15 protein-coding genes are annotated in these 19,475 nt (G+C 59.7%); 3 read left to right on the top strand and 12 right to left on the bottom strand.

Annotated elements, in window-relative coordinates; translation table 11 throughout:
* Positions 1 to 99: 99 nt before the first annotated feature.
* Positions 100 to 2,187 (top strand): hybrid sensor histidine kinase/response regulator, encoded by a 2,088-nt coding sequence (locus P406_RS15860; RefSeq protein ID WP_046236770.1) that lies wholly within the window; start codon positions 100 to 102, stop codon positions 2,185 to 2,187.
* Positions 2,188 to 2,250: 63 nt separating this feature from the next.
* Here the strand turns inward: P406_RS15860 and P406_RS15855 are convergent, their stop codons facing one another.
* From P406_RS15855 to P406_RS15845, 3 genes are all read right to left on the bottom strand, one after another.
* Positions 2,251 to 3,357: an NADH:flavin oxidoreductase/NADH oxidase gene (locus tag P406_RS15855; RefSeq protein ID WP_046236698.1), complete on the bottom strand. Its 1,107-nt coding sequence runs from the start codon at positions 3,355 to 3,357 to the stop codon at positions 2,251 to 2,253.
* 112 nt (positions 3,358 to 3,469) lie between these two features.
* On the bottom strand, positions 3,470 to 5,185 hold the full coding sequence (gene recJ / locus P406_RS15850; RefSeq protein WP_046236769.1) for a single-stranded-DNA-specific exonuclease RecJ: 1,716 nt from the start codon (positions 5,183 to 5,185) through the stop codon (positions 3,470 to 3,472).
* 62 nt (positions 5,186 to 5,247) lie between these two features.
* Entirely contained in the window at positions 5,248 to 5,790 is a 543-nt protein-coding gene (locus P406_RS15845) for a YaeQ family protein (protein ID WP_003314240.1), read from the bottom strand.
* 325 nt (positions 5,791 to 6,115) lie between these two features.
* Here P406_RS15845 and P406_RS15840 point away from each other — a divergent pair, with 325 nt between their 5' ends.
* Complete coding sequence (locus P406_RS15840; protein ID WP_046236697.1) at positions 6,116 to 6,955, top strand: TIGR02285 family protein; 840 nt, start codon at positions 6,116 to 6,118, stop codon at positions 6,953 to 6,955.
* Between the two features lie 171 nt (positions 6,956 to 7,126).
* Here the strand turns inward: P406_RS15840 and P406_RS15835 are convergent, their stop codons facing one another.
* On the bottom strand, positions 7,127 to 7,423 hold the full coding sequence (locus tag P406_RS15835; protein ID WP_003415480.1) for a DUF3509 domain-containing protein: 297 nt from the start codon (positions 7,421 to 7,423) through the stop codon (positions 7,127 to 7,129).
* 289 nt (positions 7,424 to 7,712) lie between these two features.
* Between P406_RS15835 and P406_RS15830 the strand changes: the two genes are divergently transcribed.
* Entirely contained in the window at positions 7,713 to 8,375 is a 663-nt protein-coding gene (locus P406_RS15830; RefSeq protein WP_046236696.1) for a response regulator, read from the top strand.
* Here the strand turns inward: P406_RS15830 and P406_RS15825 are convergent.
* From P406_RS15825 to trmD, 8 genes are all read right to left on the bottom strand, one after another.
* Positions 8,348 to 9,628 carry an EAL domain-containing response regulator gene (locus tag P406_RS15825; RefSeq protein ID WP_442439550.1) on the bottom strand — a complete coding sequence of 427 codons (1,281 nt, stop codon included), beginning with the start codon at positions 9,626 to 9,628 and terminating at the stop codon, positions 8,348 to 8,350. The genes P406_RS15830 and P406_RS15825 overlap by 28 nt on opposite strands.
* A gap of 113 nt (positions 9,629 to 9,741) precedes the next feature.
* Positions 9,742 to 13,371: a transporter substrate-binding domain-containing protein gene (locus tag P406_RS15820; RefSeq protein WP_082100824.1), complete on the bottom strand. Its 3,630-nt coding sequence runs from the start codon at positions 13,369 to 13,371 to the stop codon at positions 9,742 to 9,744.
* A 120-nt stretch (positions 13,372 to 13,491) separates the two neighbouring features.
* Positions 13,492 to 14,901 (bottom strand): threonine synthase, encoded by a 1,410-nt coding sequence (gene thrC, locus P406_RS15815; RefSeq protein ID WP_003314231.1) that lies wholly within the window; start codon positions 14,899 to 14,901, stop codon positions 13,492 to 13,494.
* Between the two features lie 98 nt (positions 14,902 to 14,999).
* On the bottom strand, positions 15,000 to 16,304 hold the full coding sequence (locus tag P406_RS15810) for a homoserine dehydrogenase (protein ID WP_003409178.1): 1,305 nt from the start codon (positions 16,302 to 16,304) through the stop codon (positions 15,000 to 15,002).
* Between the two features lie 137 nt (positions 16,305 to 16,441).
* Positions 16,442 to 17,182, bottom strand: a complete 741-nt coding sequence (gene dsbC, locus P406_RS15805) for a bifunctional protein-disulfide isomerase/oxidoreductase DsbC (RefSeq protein WP_003409174.1) — start codon at positions 17,180 to 17,182, stop codon at positions 16,442 to 16,444.
* 145 nt (positions 17,183 to 17,327) lie between these two features.
* Positions 17,328 to 18,224 carry a site-specific tyrosine recombinase XerD gene (gene xerD / locus P406_RS15800; protein WP_046236693.1) on the bottom strand — a complete coding sequence of 299 codons (897 nt, stop codon included), beginning with the start codon at positions 18,222 to 18,224 and terminating at the stop codon, positions 17,328 to 17,330.
* Positions 18,225 to 18,327: 103 nt separating this feature from the next.
* Complete coding sequence (gene rplS / locus P406_RS15795) at positions 18,328 to 18,678, bottom strand: 50S ribosomal protein L19 (protein ID WP_002552524.1); 351 nt, start codon at positions 18,676 to 18,678, stop codon at positions 18,328 to 18,330.
* Positions 18,679 to 18,722: 44 nt separating this feature from the next.
* A complete protein-coding gene (gene trmD, locus P406_RS15790; RefSeq protein ID WP_002552523.1) occupies positions 18,723 to 19,475 on the bottom strand; it encodes a tRNA (guanosine(37)-N1)-methyltransferase TrmD in 753 nt (250 codons plus the stop codon).

The raw sequence follows: 19,475 nt of genomic DNA, 5'->3' as shown, positions 1-19,475 counted from the left end.
AGCAGGTACGCAGACCCTTTCCTGAATTGACCAGGCAAAGACCCACATTCATACGAATACCATTGCACTTCCATGCAGATTTTCAGGAGCTTGCCTGACGTGACATCGCCCACTGGTTTCCCGACCGCCAACGGCAAAGCCGCCGGGATTATCCGATCCATGGACTGGAGCCAGACATCACTCGGACCGATCGAGCAATGGCCGGTGTCGCTGAAAAACACCCTGAATCTGATCCTCAATTCCCCGGAATCCATGTACCTGCTCTGGGGGCCGGAGCTGGTGTTTTTCCACAATGACGCTTACACCCCGATCCTCGGACCGCGCAAGGACCACGCCATCGGTGCGCTGATCCCGGATCTGTGGGCGGACGTCTGGGATCAGGTCGCGCCGCTGGTGATCGATGCGTTCGCCGGCAAGCCCTGCCGCTACACGGACATGCCGCTGACCATGGCGCGCTACGGCGAGGTCGAGCAGACATGGTGGTCATTCTCGTTTTCACCGGTAATCGACGAGCACGGTCTGGTGGTTGGCATGTTCTGCCTCACCAACGAAACCACTGCGCACGTGCTCAATCAGCAGGCGCTGCAGGAAAGCGAGCGCAAACGCCTGAAACTGATCGATGACCTGGTCAACCTGGAACGACAGCAGACCGCCAGACTTGAACAACGCACGCTGGAGCTGGACACGTTTTGGGAGATATCTCCTGACCCGCTGGCGATACTCGATTTCAACGGTATCTTTCTGCGCGTAAACCCGGCATGGACAGCGCTGCTGGGCCACCCGCAACACGAGCTGCTGGGTACTTCCATCATGACCCTGCTGCATCCGGATGACGTCAGAAACACCCAGAATGCCCTGAAACACGCCATCAACCACGTACTGCCGTTGTTTGAAAATCGTTATCAGCATGTCGACGGCAGCTACCACTGGTTCGGCTGGACCGCTGCACCCGGCAATGGAATCATTTTTGCGCTGGGCAAGCACCTGACCCACGAAAAGGACCGCATCAAGGCCCTGCGTATTGCCGAAGAGGCCTTGATTCAGTCGCAGAAAATGGAAGCGGTCGGGCAATTGACCGGCGGGCTGGCCCATGACTTCAACAACCTGCTGATGGGCGTCACCGGCAACATGGAGCTGCTGCTGTCGAGGATCAGACAGGAACGCTTCACAGAACTGGATCGCTACATCAACGCAGCGCTGGAAGGCTCAAGACGCGCGGCCTCCCTGACACACCGGCTGCTGGCATTCTCGCGTCGTCAGACACTGGCCCCCAAGGCCACGGACATCGATCTTCTGGTCGCGGGCATGGACGAGCTGATCCGGCGCACCGTGGGTCCGGCCATCGACATGCAGGTCAATGCCTCACGCGGGCTGTGGGCGACTCTGGTTGATCCGCATCAACTGGAGAATTCGCTGCTCAACCTGTGCATCAACGCCAAGGACGCCATGCCCGATGGCGGAAAACTGCTGATCCAGACAGGCAACCGTCACTTGACTGCAGTCACGGCGACCAGGTATCAATTGCCCGCAGGCCGCTATGTGGAACTGTCCGTCAGCGACACCGGCACGGGCATGAGCAACGACGTCATGGTGCGAGCCTTCGACCCGTTCTTCACCACCAAACCGACAGGCATGGGCACCGGGCTGGGGCTGTCGATGATTTACGGCTTTGCACGGCAGTCAGGTGGCGGCGTCTACATTACGTCAAAGGTTGGCGAGGGTTCGAAAGTCAGCATTCTGCTGCCGATGCACGAAGGCGAAGCTGAAGCGGTGGCCTTCGATGACAGCCCGCTGCAAGTCCCCGCCTCCAGCACCGGCGACGAAACCATTCTGGTCGTCGATGACGAGCCCGCCGTGCGCTTGCTCATTGTGGAGCTGCTTGAAGACCTTGGCTACGTCGTTTTGCAGGCTGAACGAGGCGCCGATGCGCTGACCATTCTGCAGTCCAAAGCGGCCATCGACCTGCTGATTACCGACGTCGGTCTGCCGGGCGGCATGAATGGCCGTCAGGTTGCAGATGCGGCGCGGGATGTCAGGCCTGATCTGAAAATACTGTTCGTGACCGGTTATGCTGAAAACGCCGCGTTGGCGCATGACACGCTTGAGCCGGGCATGCACGTGCTGCCCAAGCCGTTTGCGATTGCCGAACTGATCGGCCGCGTCACCGAGCTGCTGGAAGGCGAGTAACAAAAAATGAGCGCCGTACGGCGCTCATTTTTAGGGTAGTGCTTTCGATGAACCCAGTGGCGATCAGTCGCGCAGATCAGACTCATGAATCGGCTGATCACGGTGCGTCGCGCGTTGATACTGCGCAGGCCAGGTTGCCAGGCGGCCACCCAGGTCTTCATCGGCGCGCAGTGGCCAGTACGGATCACGCAGCAGCTCACGCGCCAGCAGAATGATGTCGGCCTGCCCGGTGCGCAGAATATGTTCTGCCTGCGCCGGATCGGTAATCATGCCCACCGTGCCTGTCGCGATGTCAGACTCCTTGCGAACCCGCTCGGCGAAGCGCGTCTGGTAGCCAGGGCCGACCGGAATTTCCGCGTTGGCTGACGTACCGCCCGACGATACATCGATCAGATCGGTGCCGAGTGCTTTCAATCGACGCGCCAGCTCGACCGTTTCATCGGCGTTCCAGCCGTCTTCCACCCAGTCAGTGGCGGACACACGAACGAACAATGGCAGCTCTGCAGGCCACACCGCACGCACAGCTTCGGTGACTTGCAGGGTCAGGCGGATGCGGTTCTCGAATGAGCCGCCATACTCGTCGGTGCGCTGGTTGCTCAGAGGCGACAGGAACTGATGCAGCAAATAACCATGGGCGGCGTGGATTTCTACCACTTTGAAGCCCGCCTCCAAGGCACGCCGCGCGGAATCGACAAACGCCTTGATCAACTCCTGAATCTGCGTTTCGCTCAATTGCACAGGGGCGGTGTGCTGCGGATCGAAGGCAATCGCCGAAGGCCCGACCGGGGTCCAGCCGCCTTTATTCAGGGAAATACTGCCGTGCTTGCCAAGCCACGGGCGCCAAGTGCTGGCCTTGCGGCCGGCATGCGCCAGCTGGACGCCGGCAACCGCGCCCTGAGCGTTGATAAAGCGGGTGATGCGTTGCAGCGGTTCGATCTGTTCGTCGTTCCACAGCCCGAGGTCTTCGGGAGTGATGCGGCCGTCCGGCGTTACCGCCATCGCTTCGGTGATGACCAGGCCGGCACCGCCGACGGCGCGGCTTCCCAGGTGAACCAGGTGCCAGTCATTGGCCAGGCCGTCGACACTGGAATACTGGCACATCGGCGACACTGCAATACGGTTGCGAAGGGTCAATTGGCGCAGGGTATAGGGTTCAAGCAGCAGGCTCATGGCAACCTCTCGTAATGAAAATTCAGGTGCCCAAGCACTGTTCATTCAAAGAACAGGGTTGGCAGACCGTGTAGTGTCGACAACCCGGTAGCGAGAGGGGTTCCTGCTATCGTCAGCGTGGTGCGATATGCACCACCATCAGCTGCACGGTTTCATTACCACGAAACTCGTTGAGGTCGAGTTTGTAGGCCAGCTCGACCCAGCGGATATTCGGGTTGGGCCAGATATCGCGGTCGACGCCGAACGCAATGCCATCGAGCTTGACGCTGCCGCACTCGGTCTTGAGCACCATCTTCAAGTGACGCTCGCCCACCACTCGCTGCTCGACCAGCTGAAACACGCCGTGGAACAAGGGCTCGGGGAAGTGCTGCCCCCAGGGGCCGGCATTGCGCAGCGCGCGGGCCAGTTCCAGGTGAAATTCCTCGACAGCCAGCGAGCCGTCGGACAGCAGACGCCCGGTCAGGTCTTGCTCGTCGAGCTGACGACGCACCTCCTGATCGAACGCTTCGGCAAACGCCGGGAAGTTCTCTTCCGGCAGCGAGAGGCCTGCCGCCATCGCGTGACCGCCAAACTTGCTGATCAGATGCGGATGACTGGCCGCCACGGCGTCCAGCGCATCGCGAATGTGAAACCCCGGCACCGAGCGGGCCGAGCCTTTGAGCACGCCCTCCCCGGCGCTGGCGAACGCGATGGTGGGGCGGTGGTAACGTTCCTTGAGCCGCGAAGCGAGGATGCCGATGACACCCTGGTGCCACTCGGCATCGAACAGGCACAAGCCGAACGGCATCGACTCCAGCGGCAAGTCCTTGAGCTGGGCGAGCGCTTCACGCTGCATGCCCTGCTCGATGGATTTGCGATCCTGGTTCAACTCATCCAGTTGCACGGCCATTTCCCGCGCCAGTGTCGGGTCGTCGCAAAGCAGGCATTCGATGCCCAGGCTCATGTCATCCAGGCGCCCTGCCGCGTTCAGGCGTGGCCCGAGAATGAACCCCAGGTCGGTGGAGGTGATGCGTGAAGGTTCACGCCGGGCAACTTCCAGAATGGCGCGCAACCCCGGTCGGGCGCGGCCGGCACGGATGCGCATCAGCCCCTGATGGACCAGAATGCGGTTGTTGGCATCCAGCGGCACCACATCGGCCACGCTGCCCAACGCAACCAGGTCCAGGAGCTCGCCCAGATTGGGCTGGGCACGCTGATTGCTCTCGAACCAGCCGGTCTCGCGCAGACGCGCACGCAAGGCCATCAGTACATAGAAAATGACCCCGACACCGGCCAGCGATTTGCTGGGGAAGGTGCAGCCTGGCTGGTTCGGGTTGACGATGGCGTCTGCGACAGGAAGCTCATGACCAGGCAAATGGTGATCGGTCACCAGTACCTGCAAGCCGGCCGCCTTGGCCGCCGCCACGCCCTCGACGCTCGAAATGCCGTTATCCACGGTGATCAACAGCTGAGGTTCGCGCTGCAGCGCCACTTCGACGATTTCCGGCGTCAGGCCGTAGCCGTATTCGAACCGGTTGGGCACCAGATAATCCACATGCGCCGCGCCCAGCAGACGCAAGCCCAGCACGCCCACGGTGCTGGCGGTCGCGCCATCGGCGTCGAAATCGCCGACGATCAGCATACGCTGGCCCTCGCGCAGCGCAGTGACCAGCAGGTCCACTGCCGCATCGATCCCCTTGAGTTGCTGATAAGGGATCAGCCGCGCCAGGCTTTTGTCCAGTTCGGCCTCGCAGGCCACACCTCGTGCTGCGTACAGACGAGTGAGCAAGGGCGGCAGGTCGCCAAGGAACGGCAAGGTATCGGGCAATAGACGAGGTTCGATGCGCATGCGGGTCAGCTGATTCTCTTTGCAGTGTCGATGAATGTGATTTCGATCGGAACCGGCGGCTGTCAGCCGCGCTCGCCCGCAAGCCATTGCAACTGGACTTCATGCTGGCCGCGGTCGTCAGTGACGAACACCGTCCCTTCACTGATCATCACATCCCACTTGATGACCCGCGGCATGTCCTTGGCCAGCACTTCCAGCACTTCCTGCGGGACGGCGGCGATATTGACGTTTTTCAGGTTCTTGATCGCCGGGATGACCTTGCCTTCCCAGACGCGCAGGCTGCCATAAGCCAGCAGGCTGGTGCGTTCGGTACGGCGCGAGCACCAGGTCAGTCGATCGGCGTCCGGCTGCCCCACTTCGATCCAGTGCAGAACGCGGTCATCCAGGCTTTTTTCCCAAAGAGCGGGTTCGTCGACATCAGACAGGCCGCGACCGAACGACAACTGTTCGTTGTACCAGAAGGCATAGGCCAGCAGACGCACGGTCATGCGCTCTTCGGTTTCCGAAGGATGGCGGGCAATGGTCTGCTTGACGCTCTCGTACACGCCGCGATCAAGGTCGGTGAGGTTGAGTTCGAATTTGTAGGTCGTGGACGGCTGGGCCATGAACGGGCTTCTAGAGTCTGGAGGGAAGACGGCAAGTCTACCCGATGCCGGGCCTGTGAACGAACTTGCTCGCGCAAGGATGTGCTTGCCCCCCATTTTCAGGACGAACAAAAATCGATAGTTTGAAACAAATTTCTGATACATATCTGTGCTACAGACGATCTGCAGCGAGCACCCGGACTCCCAACCGGGGCACCTGAATGTGACGCCACTGGCGCAGCGCCATTCAAAGAGCTGCCAACCCTACCTCAGACCGTTGAACCTTTTTCGAGGATGACACCCGCGAATGCCCCTTCCTGCCTCGTACTGTACAACGGCTCGATTGATGCTCGCCCTGTCGCTGGCTGCCATGCCGTGTGCCAGCCAGGCCAGGGAGACGCTGACCTGGCTGATGCGCGACATCCCTCCTTCGACGATTTTTTCCGGTGCCATGCGCGGGCAAGGTGCAATTGATCAGCTGATGCCCTTGCTGACCGCGCAAATGCCCGAATACGATCACGTGCTGATGCGGGTCAACCGCGCCAGGGCTCTGCAGATGCTGAGCGACGACACGTCTCTCAGTTGTGATCCCACCATGCTGTGGACGGCAGAAAGAGCCAGAACCCTGCTTTTTTCCATACCGATCGGCGCGGTACTGAGCAGCGGCCTGATTGTGCGCAAGGAGGAGATGTCGAAGTTCGAGCCCTACGTCGCGGACGGAAAAATCGACGTCGCGGCCTTGATGGCCAGCCGGACGATCAAATTGGGCATCGTTGCCGAGCGCAGCTATGGAGAAATGATCGACCACACGTTGCACGACGTCAATGAAGATGTCCTCGTGCCGCACTACGGTAACGATGCCGTCGGCAGCCTGCTGCAAATGGAGCGTCTGGGGCGTCTGCAAGCCTTTATCAGCTTCTGGCCGGAAGCACGCTATCAGGCGATGCAACAAGGCATAAGGCCGGAGGAACTGGCCTTCTTGCCGATCAAGGGCAATCCTGCATACCAGTTCGTCTATGTCAGCTGCAGCAACTCGCCCGACGGCGAGCAGGCCATTGCACTGATCAACCGCGAGATGCGCGTGCTGCGCGAAACCCGCCTGATGGGCTTTTATGCGCAGTGGCTGGAACCTGCGCAACGGGCCAGCTATCTGGAGGACGTCAAGGCACTGCTGGACAAGGAATGACCGGACAAAAGAAGCCCCGGGCAGAGGGGGACCTGCTCGGGGTAAACATGACCATTTTGGTCAGTACGTCAGCCCTTGATCACCGGAGCACAATGATCAAACCTGACGTAATGGATAAGAGTGCAGCGAACCCGTCAGGTTCCGGTATCGGAGACGTCGGTTAAGCAACTGTTAAGCAAATGATGGGGTGCCGACAAAGGTGCGGCTGATTGCAGCATTGCGCATGGCAGCAATGACGCAGGGTTCGATTCGACCCTCGGCAACCATCAGATCGCGACGCAGACCGTCTACCACGTCGGTGAGCTGACGCTTGTCGCTCAGTTGATCAGCGCCGAATGCGCGCTCGATCACACTGGTGCCCGCCTTGTCTTTCAGAGTCACCAGACGTTCGCCCCGAGAGCCGGCCGGGCCAATACTGGCCTGATAGGGAGCCAGCGCTTCGCTTAGCAGTAAGCTGATATTTTCCATCCGGATCACCACTCAACAGTTTGAATGCAAAGGTGCTAACCAATGACCATCGGCGACAGCAGAAAGTTCTTTCTATCGCCGGATCGCAGCACCTGTCTGTCATTTCGAGCATGCCTGTTGAATGTGACAAGGAAAAAACCGGACGCCAATGACAACAGAAAGTGAGCTTGTAGGACGAATCCAACATAATTCCGCTACGCGTCCTACAAGGTGCCTATGCTGTTGATCACTGCGTTAAACACCTCCATCGCGTGCAATACCCGTATAGCCTTTTTCACGGAGCCACCTCTTGAGCGATTCCGCTGATCGCCCGTTGCGGGTCATCGTGGCTGATGACCACCCGATTTTTCTCATCGGCCTGCGGGTCGTACTGGAGCAGGACAATCTGGCCAGCGTCGTCGCCGAGGCCTGCAATCCGGACGAACTGCTCCAGGCACTCGAACGCCATGCCTGCGATGTGCTGGTGACTGACTTCATGATGCCCGTCGAACGGCAGAACGATGGCCTGCGTCTGCTGCAGCGCATCCGCCGGGACTTTCCGGCGTTGCCGGTGATCGTTGTCACGACCCTGAGCAATGCCGGACTGTTTCAGTCCATGCTTGACCTGGATGTCCGGGGTCTGTTGAGCAAGGCCAGCCTTGCCGGAGAGCTGCCTGCTGCCATCAAGGGGGTCAGGCGCGGTGAGCTTTTTGTCGCCGATTCGGTGCGCAGCGTGCTGAGCGAAGCCCGTCAGCATGGGCCCGACGCGCTGCTGCCGGCAGATCGCTTGTCGCCAAGAGAGCTGGAAGTGTTACGCCTGCTCTCGGCGGGCCATACGGTTGGCCAGATCGCGGCGCAACTCAATCGCAGCAAACAGACCGTCAGCGCTCAGAAAGTCGCCGCCATGCGCAAGCTCGGACTGGCCAATGACGCGGCGCTGTTCATTTATTTGCAGGAAAGCGGCATGTCCTGAGGCGGGTCTTCTCTGGAAACGGCTTGCAGGTCGCCGCCATCACGCTCGGCGACCCAGCGCATGAACGCCGAGGCCGGCATCGGACGGGCGATGAAATACCCTTGAATGGCGGGATCGCCCAGCGCCAGCAGACTGTGGACGTCTTCAATCGTCTCGACACCTTCAACCACGACCGACATCGACAGCCGCTGCGCCATGAGCAAGGCACCGGCCACTACCGCCGATTTACGCGCGTCGTCGGCCATGCCGCGCACGAACTCGGTCGGTATTTTCAGTTCGCTGAAAGGTAATTGCAGAAGCCGGTCGATATTCGAAGCGCCCATGCCAAAGTCATCGATGGACAACTTGCAACCCTGCATGCACAACCTCAACAGGCCTTCGAGCTGCCAGGTTTCCGGACGCGCGGCGTCCTGCTCGAGAATTTCCAGGGTCAGCGCGGTGGCCGGTACGCCATGACGGGCAAGCGCTTGCGTGATCTGCTCGGCGAAATCCAGCTGTTGCAGCACTTGAGGGTCAATGTTGACGGCAACCGACAACGGCTCGCCCTGCTCGCCCATGACTTGCGCAGAGAACTGCAGGGCCTGATCCAGCACCCGCCAGGTCAACGCCACGGTCAGCCCTTCAGCCTCGATGGCCTCGATGAATCGCCCGGGTGCCAGCAGGCCATACACCGGATGCTGCCAGCGAACCAACGCTTCGGCCCCCAACAACTCGCCCTGCAGACTGACCTTGGGTTGAAAATAGGTGATCCATTGTTCGGCAATGGACGCCACGTCTATCGGTCCGCTGCCTGTCGGGTCAAACAATTCGATGGCGCAAAGAGCTCTGAACGCGCTGCCCGGCGATGCCTGCTCTATACAGTCCGAGCGGCCAGGCCCATATGCCTCAAGCAACTCGTACAACGCCCCGGCAGAGGCCGGTTTTTGCACATAGCCCAGAACGTTCAGGCCTTGGGCAAGCGCCAGTTGCGCAGCCCCTTCCAGCACGCAGGCGGCAGAACAGCTGACAATGATCAGCGCTCGCGCCAGGCCGTTCTCAGCCATGAAGCGGATCAGTTCCAGACCATCAGGCCCTTCCATCTGCAAGTCGCAGATCGCGATGTCGACAGGGCCGCGGCTTTGCAGGGAAAGCCTGGCAACCTCGACGCTGTCGGCCACCAGCACATCGAACACCTGATTGGCGTTGAGCATCTGATGCAGAGCCATCAGCTGGAAGGGATGGTCTTCGAGAATCAGAACCTTGAGTGAGTGCACGATCACGCCTGCGGAGTCAGAGCCATCGGCCCGGGATAACATTAACTGTAGCTCGTCCAGGGCACCGGCCCCATAGGACATGTCCTAAACCCGTCACACGTTGTCGGCAGGATTCAACCGCCTGGCACCGCCGTCTCGGGCACGACCACCAGTTGCAATTCGATATCAGCGCGCAGACCGGTCATGGCCAACTCCAGTGCCTGCCAGCGGTCGGCCAGACTGGCCGTGCTTTGCAGCCGGACACTGTCGTCCAGCGCGGCACAAGCCTTGGCGAGCGGCACTGCGTCGACCAGACTCGCCGCGCCCTTGAGCCGATGCAGACAGGCGCTCAGGGTCTTCCAGTCACTGGCCGACACAGCGGGCTCCAGCAAAGCGTGCTCATGCCTCAGGTTCTTCCATAACTCGCCCAGCAATCGTTGCATCTGTTGCGGGTTGGCCTGAGTCATGGTTTGCAGCGTGCCGATGTCGAACGTCGGCTCACGTACCCGATCCGCCAACTCTTGGGCCAGACGCGCCAGTGACAGCGGCTTGATCAGCAGGCCGTCCATACCTGCCTGCTCGCAACGTGCCGCCTCGTCACTCATCGCGTTGGCGGTACAGCCGATCACCGGGCAGCGCTGACGCTGCTCTTTCTCTTCGATCTGGCGAATGGCCTGGGTCAATGCGTAGCCGCTGATACCCGGCATGTTGCAGTCGGTGATCACCGCATCGAACGCCCCTTCACACCAGCTCGACAGGGCCGCCCTGCCGTCTTCGACCGCCGTTACCTGATGGCCAAGAAACTCCAGCTGCCGGGTCAATACCAGACGATTGGCGGACATGTCATCGACCACCAGCAAATGAAGGCTACGCGTGTCGACAGGCGCATCGGTCACCTCGTCCGCGGGCAAAACCGGCTCGCTCACCCTGGTCAACGGCAGGTCGATGGTGACCAGGGTCCCCTTGCCCGGCTCGCTGTGCAGGCTGATGTCGCCCTTCATCAGCTCCACCAGTTGCCGGGTAATACTCAGCCCCAGCCCGCTGCCCCCGTAGTGTGCAGCCGTGTCATCGCTTGCCTGGGTGAAAGGTTGAAATACCTGCTGCTGACGCTGCGGATCGATACCTTCGCCGCTGTCCTGAATACCGATGCGCACACGCGTGGACTCAGGCGAGTCATGAGTCACATCGAGCATCATGACCACCGCACCTTGCCGGGTGAACTTCAAAGCGTTGCCCAGCACGTTGTGCAGCACCTGGCGCAATCTCAAGGGATCCAGCCAGTAGTCGCCCCGCGCCTGCGCGGAGAATTCCAGGCGTAGTTCCACACCCTTTTCCCCAGCCTGCGCGGAAAAAAGCTCCATCACACCGTCGAACAGCTCTTGCAAGGAGGTGACAGCCAGTGACAACTGCATGCCGCCCGCTTCGATTCTGGCCAGATCGAGACTTTCGCCAATCAGCGCGACCAGCTCCGTAGCCGAGCGGTGGGCCACTTGCAGGCCCTGCGATGGAATCTTGCCCAGGCGCAAGGCCTGTTCGCATTCCAGCTCCAGCAAGCCGGTGATTGCCCCCATCGGCGTGCGAATTTCATGGCTCATGCTGGCCAGGAAAGCGCTTTTTGCCTCGTTGGCCTGAGCGGCCAGTCGCATGGCTTCCTGAAGCTGCTGTTCCAGTTGCTTGCGCTCGGTGATATCGATCCAGCCGCCGAGCAGCCCCTGCAACTGTCCATCGGCGGCGAAGAAAGGCACCGTCCATTGCCAGACGTCCATACGTTTGCCCGGCAGTTCGATGGTGCGATCGGAAAACACCGGCTGATGATTTTCCAACAGATTGAGGTAATCGGTGTGCATCTGCTCGGCCAACGCACGCGGGATCAGATTGACGTCCGTGAGGCGTCGGCCATTCATCTGTTCGAAACTGATGCCCAGACTCTGCTCGTAACTGCGGTTGCAGGAAATCAGGCGTCCTTTGAGGTCGCGCACATAAATCGGATTGGGGATACCGTCGAGCAGAGCGTGCTTGAAGGCCAGTTGATCATTGAGCTGTCTTTGCGCCCTCTGGCGCTGGCGAATCTGCACCTTGAGCCGACTGCTCCAGGTCAGCGACACCAGTCCGGTCAGCAACGCCAGGCACACTACCCAGAATACCCACTGCGGTATGCGCCCCCAGAGCGACGGCTGAGGCAGCGCCGATCCCAGCCACTTCAGGCGGATCGAACGCAACTCGGCCACCGGGAACTCTTCCAGCGCCTTGTTGAGAATTCCCAGCAGTTCGGGCTGGGTCTTGATCACTGAAAATCTGTCGGGCGACCACTGGCCTTCGACACTTCTGGCGACCTTTAGTTGTCCGGAGGGAAACAGGTAAGCCCCCACTTCATTCTGAATGGTCGCGTCGGCAGCGCCGCTTTCCACCAGCGCACGGGCCTGATCGTAGGTGTCCACCAGTCGCAGCTGGATCAAGGGATGCTCGCGCCTGATCAGGTCCTCGAGCGCATGCCTGGCCGGAAGGGCCAGTACTTTCCCGGCCAGACTGTCGAGCGATATGCGCGACGAGCGGTCGGAGCGCACCACGAACATCCAGCTATTGCCGCCGAACGAATAGGTAAAATCCAGAAACCGTCGGCGCTCGGTGTTTTCCGCGAGCGTCGTGTTCATGTCGGACTGACCGGCGCGCAGCATGTCGATAGTCTGCTGCGTGGAAGATGATTCCTGATGGACGAACTGCAACCCGGTCATGCGCGAGATACGTGACAGCACATCTGCGTTCAACCCCACCCAGTGGCCGTTCTTGTCTTTGTAGATATACGGTGGGTGCTGCACGGTCGCGATGGTCACACTCGGGTGCTTGAGCAGCCAGCGTCGCTCGGCACTGGTGAGGCGAATGCGCTGCCCTTCCACGTCAGCGCCCAGCCCCATGGTCCAGCGCCCAAGCACTTCACGACTGGTCGAAGGTGCGATGCTGTCCAGGGCCCGATTGATGAAGGTCAGCAAGCGCTGCTCGTCATCACGCACCGCAAAGGAAAACCCTACCGGAGGCAAACGACTTTCGAATTTGATCTGCAAACCGAGATAGGGCCGCAGCGCGGTGTAGGCACGGACTATGACTTCGTTGCCGATGAACACGTCCACTTCACCCTGGCTCAGGGCTTCCAGAGCACTGTAGAGGTTAGGCGCGATAATGATCTGGCTGTCAGGATAAACGCGGTGCAGCACGTCTGAATCGGCATAGCCATCAAGTAGCACGACCTTCTTGCCGGTCAGATTCGACGACAGGCTCAGATCGTTGCCGCGGCCAACGGCTACCGACCGATCGGGCATGTATTCGGTTGAGAACGACAGCCCTTTCACACCGCGTTCGAAACCATTGGCACTGGTCAGCAGGTCTATCTTGCCGTCGCGCAGCGCCTCGATAGCCTCGTCACGCTTGGCATACCCGGTGACCTGCACCGGAAGGTTCAACTGGTCGCTGACCAGCCCCAGGTAATCGGCACTGATGCCCTGATAACGGTTGCGGTCACTGGTGATATCGATCGGCTCGTAGTCTGCGATCGCAATGCCGACCCGAAGTACCTTGCGCTGGTCGAGCCAGGCCCGGTCCTGATCTTCGAGGTTCAGATCCGCTGAAGCCACAAAAGGGGCTGTCAGTGAAAACGGCAAGCTTTGCGCCGCATTGGCTGCCCCGGCAAAAATCAGCGCCAGCAACACCCATACCCTGCGCCATGCGCGGTACCTCGATGTACTGCCTGCCTCCCTGACTACGCTCTGCATACTTGCCTGCTTCACTACGAATGACCCAACTCTATGGTTCGAAAAACCAGCGAAGTTTGGCACGTAGAAACAGAAAGGCCCGCCAGATGGCGGGCCTAAAGTTGTTACACGACGCTTCTGTCAGAGCGGTTTTCCGCGATTGCCGTGCTGGCTGACAAACGCCTGTATGGCTTTCAGGTCATTTGGCAGAACAGTGCAGCGCTCGTCCCGCTCGAACAAATCAGACAAATGTGCAGGTAGTTCAAGCGCTTTTCCTACACCGGCTTTTTCCACCGCCTCCGGGAACTTGACCGGATGCGCCGTGCCCAGAATCACCATCGGCGTGTCCAGACTGCGGCGGCATTCGCGTGCAGCCTTCACTCCGATAGCGGTATGCGGGTCGAGCAACTCGCCGGTGCTGGCGAATACTTCGGCGATGGTCGTGCAGGTGTCCTCGTCACTGACCGCCAGCGAATCGAACAGTTTGCGGGTCTCGGTCCAGCGCTCTTCCTCGACGCTGAAACCGCCACCCTGGCGGAACGTGCTCATCAACTCGGCAATCGCAGCGCCGTTGCGACCGTGCATGTCGAACAGCAGGCGCTCGAAGTTGGAGGACACCATGATGTCCATGGAAGGCGACAGCGTGGCGTGCAGGGTTTCCTTGACGTACTGATTGCCGCTCATGAAGCGGTGCAGGATATCGTTGCGGTTGGTGGCGACGATCAACTGATTGATCGGCAGGCCCATGTTGCGCGCCAGATAACCGGCAAAGATATCGCCGAAGTTACCGGTCGGCACCGAGAACGACACCGAACGCGCAGGTCCGCCCAACTGCAACGACGCGTGGAAATAGTACACGATCTGAGCCATGATCCGCGCCCAGTTGATCGAGTTGACCGCGACCAGCGGTGTGCCCTTCAGGAAGCTCTGGTCAGCGAAGCTGGCCTTGACCATTTCCTGGCAGTCGTCGAAGTTGCCTTCGACTGCGATGTTATGGATGTTGTCACCGAAGATGGTGGTCATCTGCCGACGCTGTACATCCGATACCCGATTATTCGGGTGCAGGATGAAGATATCGACGTTGTCGCAGCGACGGCAGCCTTCGATGGCCGCAGAACCGGTGTCGCCCGAGGTCGCGCCGATGATTACGACACGCTGGCCACGCTTGGCCAGAATGTAGTCGAGCAGGCGGCCAAGCAGTTGCAGTGCGAAGTCCTTGAACGCCAGCGTCGGACCATGGAACAGTTCGAGTACCCACTCGTTGCCATGCAGCTGGCGCAACGGCGCGACAGCGCTGTGGGCAAACACGCCGTAGGTCTCTTCGAGAATCTTTTTGAAGTCGGCATCCGGGATGCTGCCAGCCACGAAGGGGCGCATCACCCGGAAGGCCAGTTCGTGATAAGGCAGACCTGCCCAGGAAGCGATCTCTTCCTGCGTGAAGCGCGGCAGGTTTTCCGGCACGTAGAGGCCGCCATCGCTGGCCAGACCAGTCAACAGCACGTCTTCGAAATTCAGGGCCGGCGCCTGGCCGCGAGTACTGATATAGCGCATGGGATCAAACCTTTGGTCTGGGCTGAAAGCCAGGGCTCCAAGGCTGCAAGGTCGAAACGATCGGCTTGCGGCCTGGAGCTGACAGCTTGCAGTTGATGTTAATTAAGGTGCTCGACGCGGATACGAACCACCGGGCCAACGACGTCCTGCAGGGCTTCCAGGGCTTGAATGGCGTCATTGATACCCTGCTCCACTACCCGGTGAGTCAACAGGATCATCGGCACCAGGCCATCGTGTTCTTCGACATCCTTCTGCATGATCGATTCGATGTTGATGCCGCGCTCGGACAGGATGCTCGCGACCTGAGCCAGCACGCCCGGGTGATCCTTGGCCTGAATGCGCAGGTAGTAGGCGCTCTCGCAGGCTTCGATCGGCAGGATCGGGTGGGCAGACAACGAATCGGGCTGGAAGGCCAGATGAGGGACCCGGTTTTCCGGGTCGGAGGTCATCGCACGGACCACATCGACCAGGTCGGCCACCACCGAAGACGCGGTAGGCTCCATGCCGGCACCTGCGCCGTAGAACAGCGTCGAGCCGGACGCATCGCCATTGACCATCACCGCATTCATGACGCCGTTGACGTTGGCGATCAGGCGATCGGCCGGGATGAGCGTCGGGTGTACGCGCAGTTCGATGCCTTGAGCCGTGCTGCGTGCAACGCCCAGGTGCTTGATGCGATAGCCCAGCGCTTCGGCATAGTTGACGTCTGCAGTCGTCAGCTTGGTAATGCCCTCGGTGTAGGCCTTGTCGAACTGCAGCGGGATACCGAAGGCAATCGAGGCCAGAATCGTCAGTTTGTGCGCCGCATCGATTCCTTCGACGTCGAAGGTCGGATCGGCTTCGGCATAACCCAAAGCCTGAGCCTCGGCCAGAACATCGGCGAAGGTACGGCCCTTCTCGCGCATTTCGGTGAGGATGAAGTTGCCGGTGCCATTGATGATGCCGGCAACCCAGTTGATACGGTTCGCCGACAGGCCTTCACGAATGGCCTTGATGACCGGGATGCCACCGGCAACAGCTGCTTCAAAAGCGACGATCACGCCCTTCTCACGCGCCTTGGCGAAAATTTCGTTGCCATGCACCGCGATCAGCGCCTTGTTGGCGGTCACCACGTGCTTGCCGTTTTCGATGGCCTTGAGCACCAGTTCGCGGGCAACGGTATAGCCGCCGATCAGTTCCACGACGATGTCGATTTCAGGGTTGGTCGCAATGGCAAACACATCGCTGGTGGTCGGCGTACCGGTAATCTGGCAATTGGGGTTTGGTGTACGAACCGCAATTTGCGCAACTTCGATTCCACGTCCGGCACGGCGGGCAATCTCCTCGGCGTTACGCTGAAGTACGTTGAAAGTACCGCCACCGACAGTACCCAGCCCACATATGCCTACTTTGACCGGTTTCACTGATGATCTCCCCGAAAAACAGCCGAACCTGAATCGGCTGTGGAAAAAACTGCCGCATGGCGCCATGCGGCTGAAATTTTGACGACACTCCGGCTACTTGCGCCCTGTCTGCACAAGGCGCGTCTGAAAACACCGGCTTATTTGGCGCCCAGTGCCAGCTTGGCAACCTGAGCTGCAGGCTGATAACCCGGAATCACCTGACCGTCGGCCAGGACAATCGCAGGCGTGCCGTTGACGCCGATCGACTGGCCGAGCTCATATTGCTTGCTGACCGGATTGTCGCATTTGGCGGCCTTGATGTCCTTGCCATCGACCATGCGGTCCATCGCGCCTTTGCGGTCCTTGGAACACCAGACGGCCTGCAACTGCTCGTCACCCGGAGAGCCAAGCCCCTGACGCGGGAATGCCAGGTAACGGACTTCGACACCCATCTTGTTCAACTGACCCACTTCTTCGTGCAGCTTGTGGCAATACGGGCAGGTCGTGTCGGTGAATACCGTGATGTGCGACTTGGTCTCGCCCACCGCCGGATAGATCACCATCTCGGAAGCAGGAATGGCGTTGATGGTCTTGGAAATGGCCAGACGCTCGGTCTTCTCGGTCAGGTTGACCGGCTTGCCGTTCTGCACTTGAAACAGATAGCCCTGCATCACGAACTGACCGTCGGCGCTGGCGTACAGGACGCGGCCGCCCTTGAGCTTCACTTCATAAAGGCCATTGAGCGGGCTCGGCGAGATGCTCTCGACCGGCAGCTGCAATTCCAGTGAGTCGAGCGTCTTGCGGATAGCCTGATCGGGGGCTGCATCAGCCAGGGCAGACATACTGAAGGTGCCGGCCAGCATCAAAGCGGCGGCAGCGAAAATCTGTGGCAAACGCATGAAAACTCCTATGACGGCGGACAGGCTGGCAACTGTCGAAAAAAGGCGTGCCAGCCTTGATAGGCGAAACCGGCAAAGCCTACCACATAAGGGTCGCGGGGCCGACTCGGAGCGACATAAGAAGCTTCGCAAAATACGTCGCGAATCAACCTCGCGGATGATGCTTGGCATGCAATTCCTGCAACCGCGCTCGCGCCACATGGGTGTAGATCTGCGTCGTCGAGAGATCACTGTGCCCAAGCAACATCTGCACCACGCGCAAGTCAGCGCCGTGGTTGAGCAGATGGGTGGCGAAGGCATGGCGCAGGGTGTGCGGCGACAGGGATTTGCCGATGCCCGCAACAGTCGCCTGATGCTTGATACGATGCCAGAAGGTCTGGCGGGTCATCTGGTCGCCGCGGGTGCTGGGGAACAGTACGTCGCTGGGCTTTCCGCCCAGCAACTCGTCGCGGGCACCGCGCAGGTAACGCTCGACCCAGACGATGGACTCTTCGCCCATGGGCACCAGTCGCTCCTTGCTGCCTTTGCCCATCACGCGCAGCACGCCCTGACGCAGATTGACCTGCTCCAGGGTCAGGCTGATCAATTCGGTCACGCGCAGACCGCAGGCATACAGCACCTCAAGCATGGCGCGGTCACGCTCGCCGATGGGCTCGCTCAGGTCGGGAGCAGCAAGCAATGCTTCGACGTCAGCTTCGGAAAGCGATTTGGGCAGCGGTTTGCCCAACTGAGGCATGTCGATCTGCAGGGTGGGATCGACGGAAATCAGCTTTTCGCGCAGCAGGTAGCGGTAGAAGCCACGTGCGCCGGACAGAAAACGCGCCGTAGAGCGCGGCTTGTAGGCATTTTCAACGCGCCACGCAAGATGATCGAGGATGACTTCACGCACGGCACTGATCAGATCAACGTTGCGCTCCTGAAGCCAGCCGTTGAACAGCGCCAGATCACTGCGGTAAGCATCCCGGGTGTTGTCGGACAGGCCCTTTTCGAGCCAGAGCGCGTCCAGAAACCGGTCAATCAGCGGGTGGTCGATGGCAGCCATATTCACTCAGTGCGTGTGTCGGTAAACAAGGGGTGAATCATCAAACAGCAGACAGCAAAAAGGCAGCCCTGAGGCTGCCTTTTTTATGCATCGAAAAACTGTATCAGGACAGTTTTTCCTTGATGCGCGCTGCTTTACCGGACAGGTCACGCAGGTAGTACAGTTTGGCCTTGCGAACGTCACCGCGACGTTTCACAGCCATGCTGTCGATTTGCGGGCTGTAAGTCTGGAAAGTACGCTCAACGCCAACACCGTTGGAGATTTTACGAACAGTGAAAGCACTGTTCACGCCACGGTTACGCTTGGCAATTACAACGCCTTCGAATGCTTGCAGACGAGCGCGGTCGCCTTCCTTCACTTTAACCTGGACGACGATGGTGTCGCCTGGTGCAAAGGTAGGGATCTCTTTGGTCATCTGCTCTGCTTCGAGGGCAAGAATGATTTTGTTAGTCATGCTGGTGCTCCTAAGGTAATCCGTCTGGATCGACCATCGATACGTTAACTATCGTCCCGCTCGCGGATGTATTCCGCCAGCAGCTTCTTCTCTTCTCCAGAAAGCGAGCGGCTTTCCAGAAGATCAGCGCGTCGTTCATAGGTCCGCCCAAGGGACTGCTGTAAACGCCAACGCCGGATGTGCGCGTGATTGCCACTTAGCAACACGTCGGGAACACGCTGATCCGCATACACCTCAGGTCGGGTGTAATGCGGGCAATCCAGCAGACCGTCCGTGAAGGAATCTTCCTCCGCGGAGTCCACATGCCCTAAAGCTCCAGGCAGCAGCCGCGTAACCGCGTCAATCAGGACCATCGCCGGCAGCTCGCCACCGGAAAGAACATAGTCACCAATCGACCACTCTTCATCGACATGAGCATCAATAAAACGCTCGTCAATGCCTTCATAACGACCGGCGATGAGGATAATCGCTTCCTCCTGCGCCAGTTCGCGTACCGCAGACTGATTCAGCTGGCGGCCTTGTGGCGACAGGTAAATCACCTTCGCCGCATCCCCTGCCGCTTGCCTGGCCTGAACCAGAGCATCTTCAAGGGGCTTGATCTTCATCACCATGCCCGGACCACCGCCAAATGGGCGATCATCCACAGTGTGATGGCGATCAGTGGTGTAATCCCGCGGATTCCAACAAGTGAGCTGCAACAGCCCTTGTTTCACCGCACGGCTGGTAATGCCGTATTCGCTGATGGCGGAAAACATCTCGGGAAACAGACTGATGACTTCTATGCGCAGGCTGGCCAT

Source organism: Pseudomonas syringae pv. coryli str. NCPPB 4273 (assembly GCF_000972175.1).
Lineage (GTDB): Bacteria > Pseudomonadota > Gammaproteobacteria > Pseudomonadales > Pseudomonadaceae > Aquipseudomonas > Aquipseudomonas syringae.
Note: the sequence above shows the minus strand (reverse complement) of the source record. Positions and strands in the feature narration are given on the sequence as shown.

Bases quoted from the DNA above. Each gene is read 5' to 3' on its own strand.
- P406_RS15855 (WP_046236698.1), bottom strand. From the start codon at position 3,357: ATGAGCCTGCTGCTTGAACCCTATACCCTGCGCCAATTGACCCTTCGC.
- recJ (WP_046236769.1), bottom strand. From the start codon at position 5,185: ATGCGCATCGAACCTCGTCTATTGCCCGATACCTTGCCGTTCCTTGGC.
- P406_RS15845 (WP_003314240.1), bottom strand. From the start codon at position 5,790: ATGGCCCAGCCGTCCACGACCTACAAATTCGAACTCAACCTCACCGAC.
- P406_RS15840 (WP_046236697.1), top strand. From the start codon at position 6,116: ATGCTCGCCCTGTCGCTGGCTGCCATGCCGTGTGCCAGCCAGGCCAGG.
- P406_RS15835 (WP_003415480.1), bottom strand. From the start codon at position 7,423: ATGGAAAATATCAGCTTACTGCTAAGCGAAGCGCTGGCTCCCTATCAG.
- P406_RS15820 (WP_082100824.1), bottom strand. From the start codon at position 13,371: ATGCAGAGCGTAGTCAGGGAGGCAGGCAGTACATCGAGGTACCGCGCA.
- thrC (WP_003314231.1), bottom strand. From the start codon at position 14,901: ATGCGCTATATCAGTACTCGCGGCCAGGCGCCGGCCCTGAATTTCGAA.
- dsbC (WP_003409174.1), bottom strand. From the start codon at position 17,182: ATGCGTTTGCCACAGATTTTCGCTGCCGCCGCTTTGATGCTGGCCGGC.
- xerD (WP_046236693.1), bottom strand. From the start codon at position 18,224: ATGGCTGCCATCGACCACCCGCTGATTGACCGGTTTCTGGACGCGCTC.
- rplS (WP_002552524.1), bottom strand. From the start codon at position 18,678: ATGACTAACAAAATCATTCTTGCCCTCGAAGCAGAGCAGATGACCAAA.
- trmD (WP_002552523.1), bottom strand. From the start codon at position 19,475: ATGGCCAGCCTGCGCATAGAAGTCATCAGTCTGTTTCCCGAGATGTTT.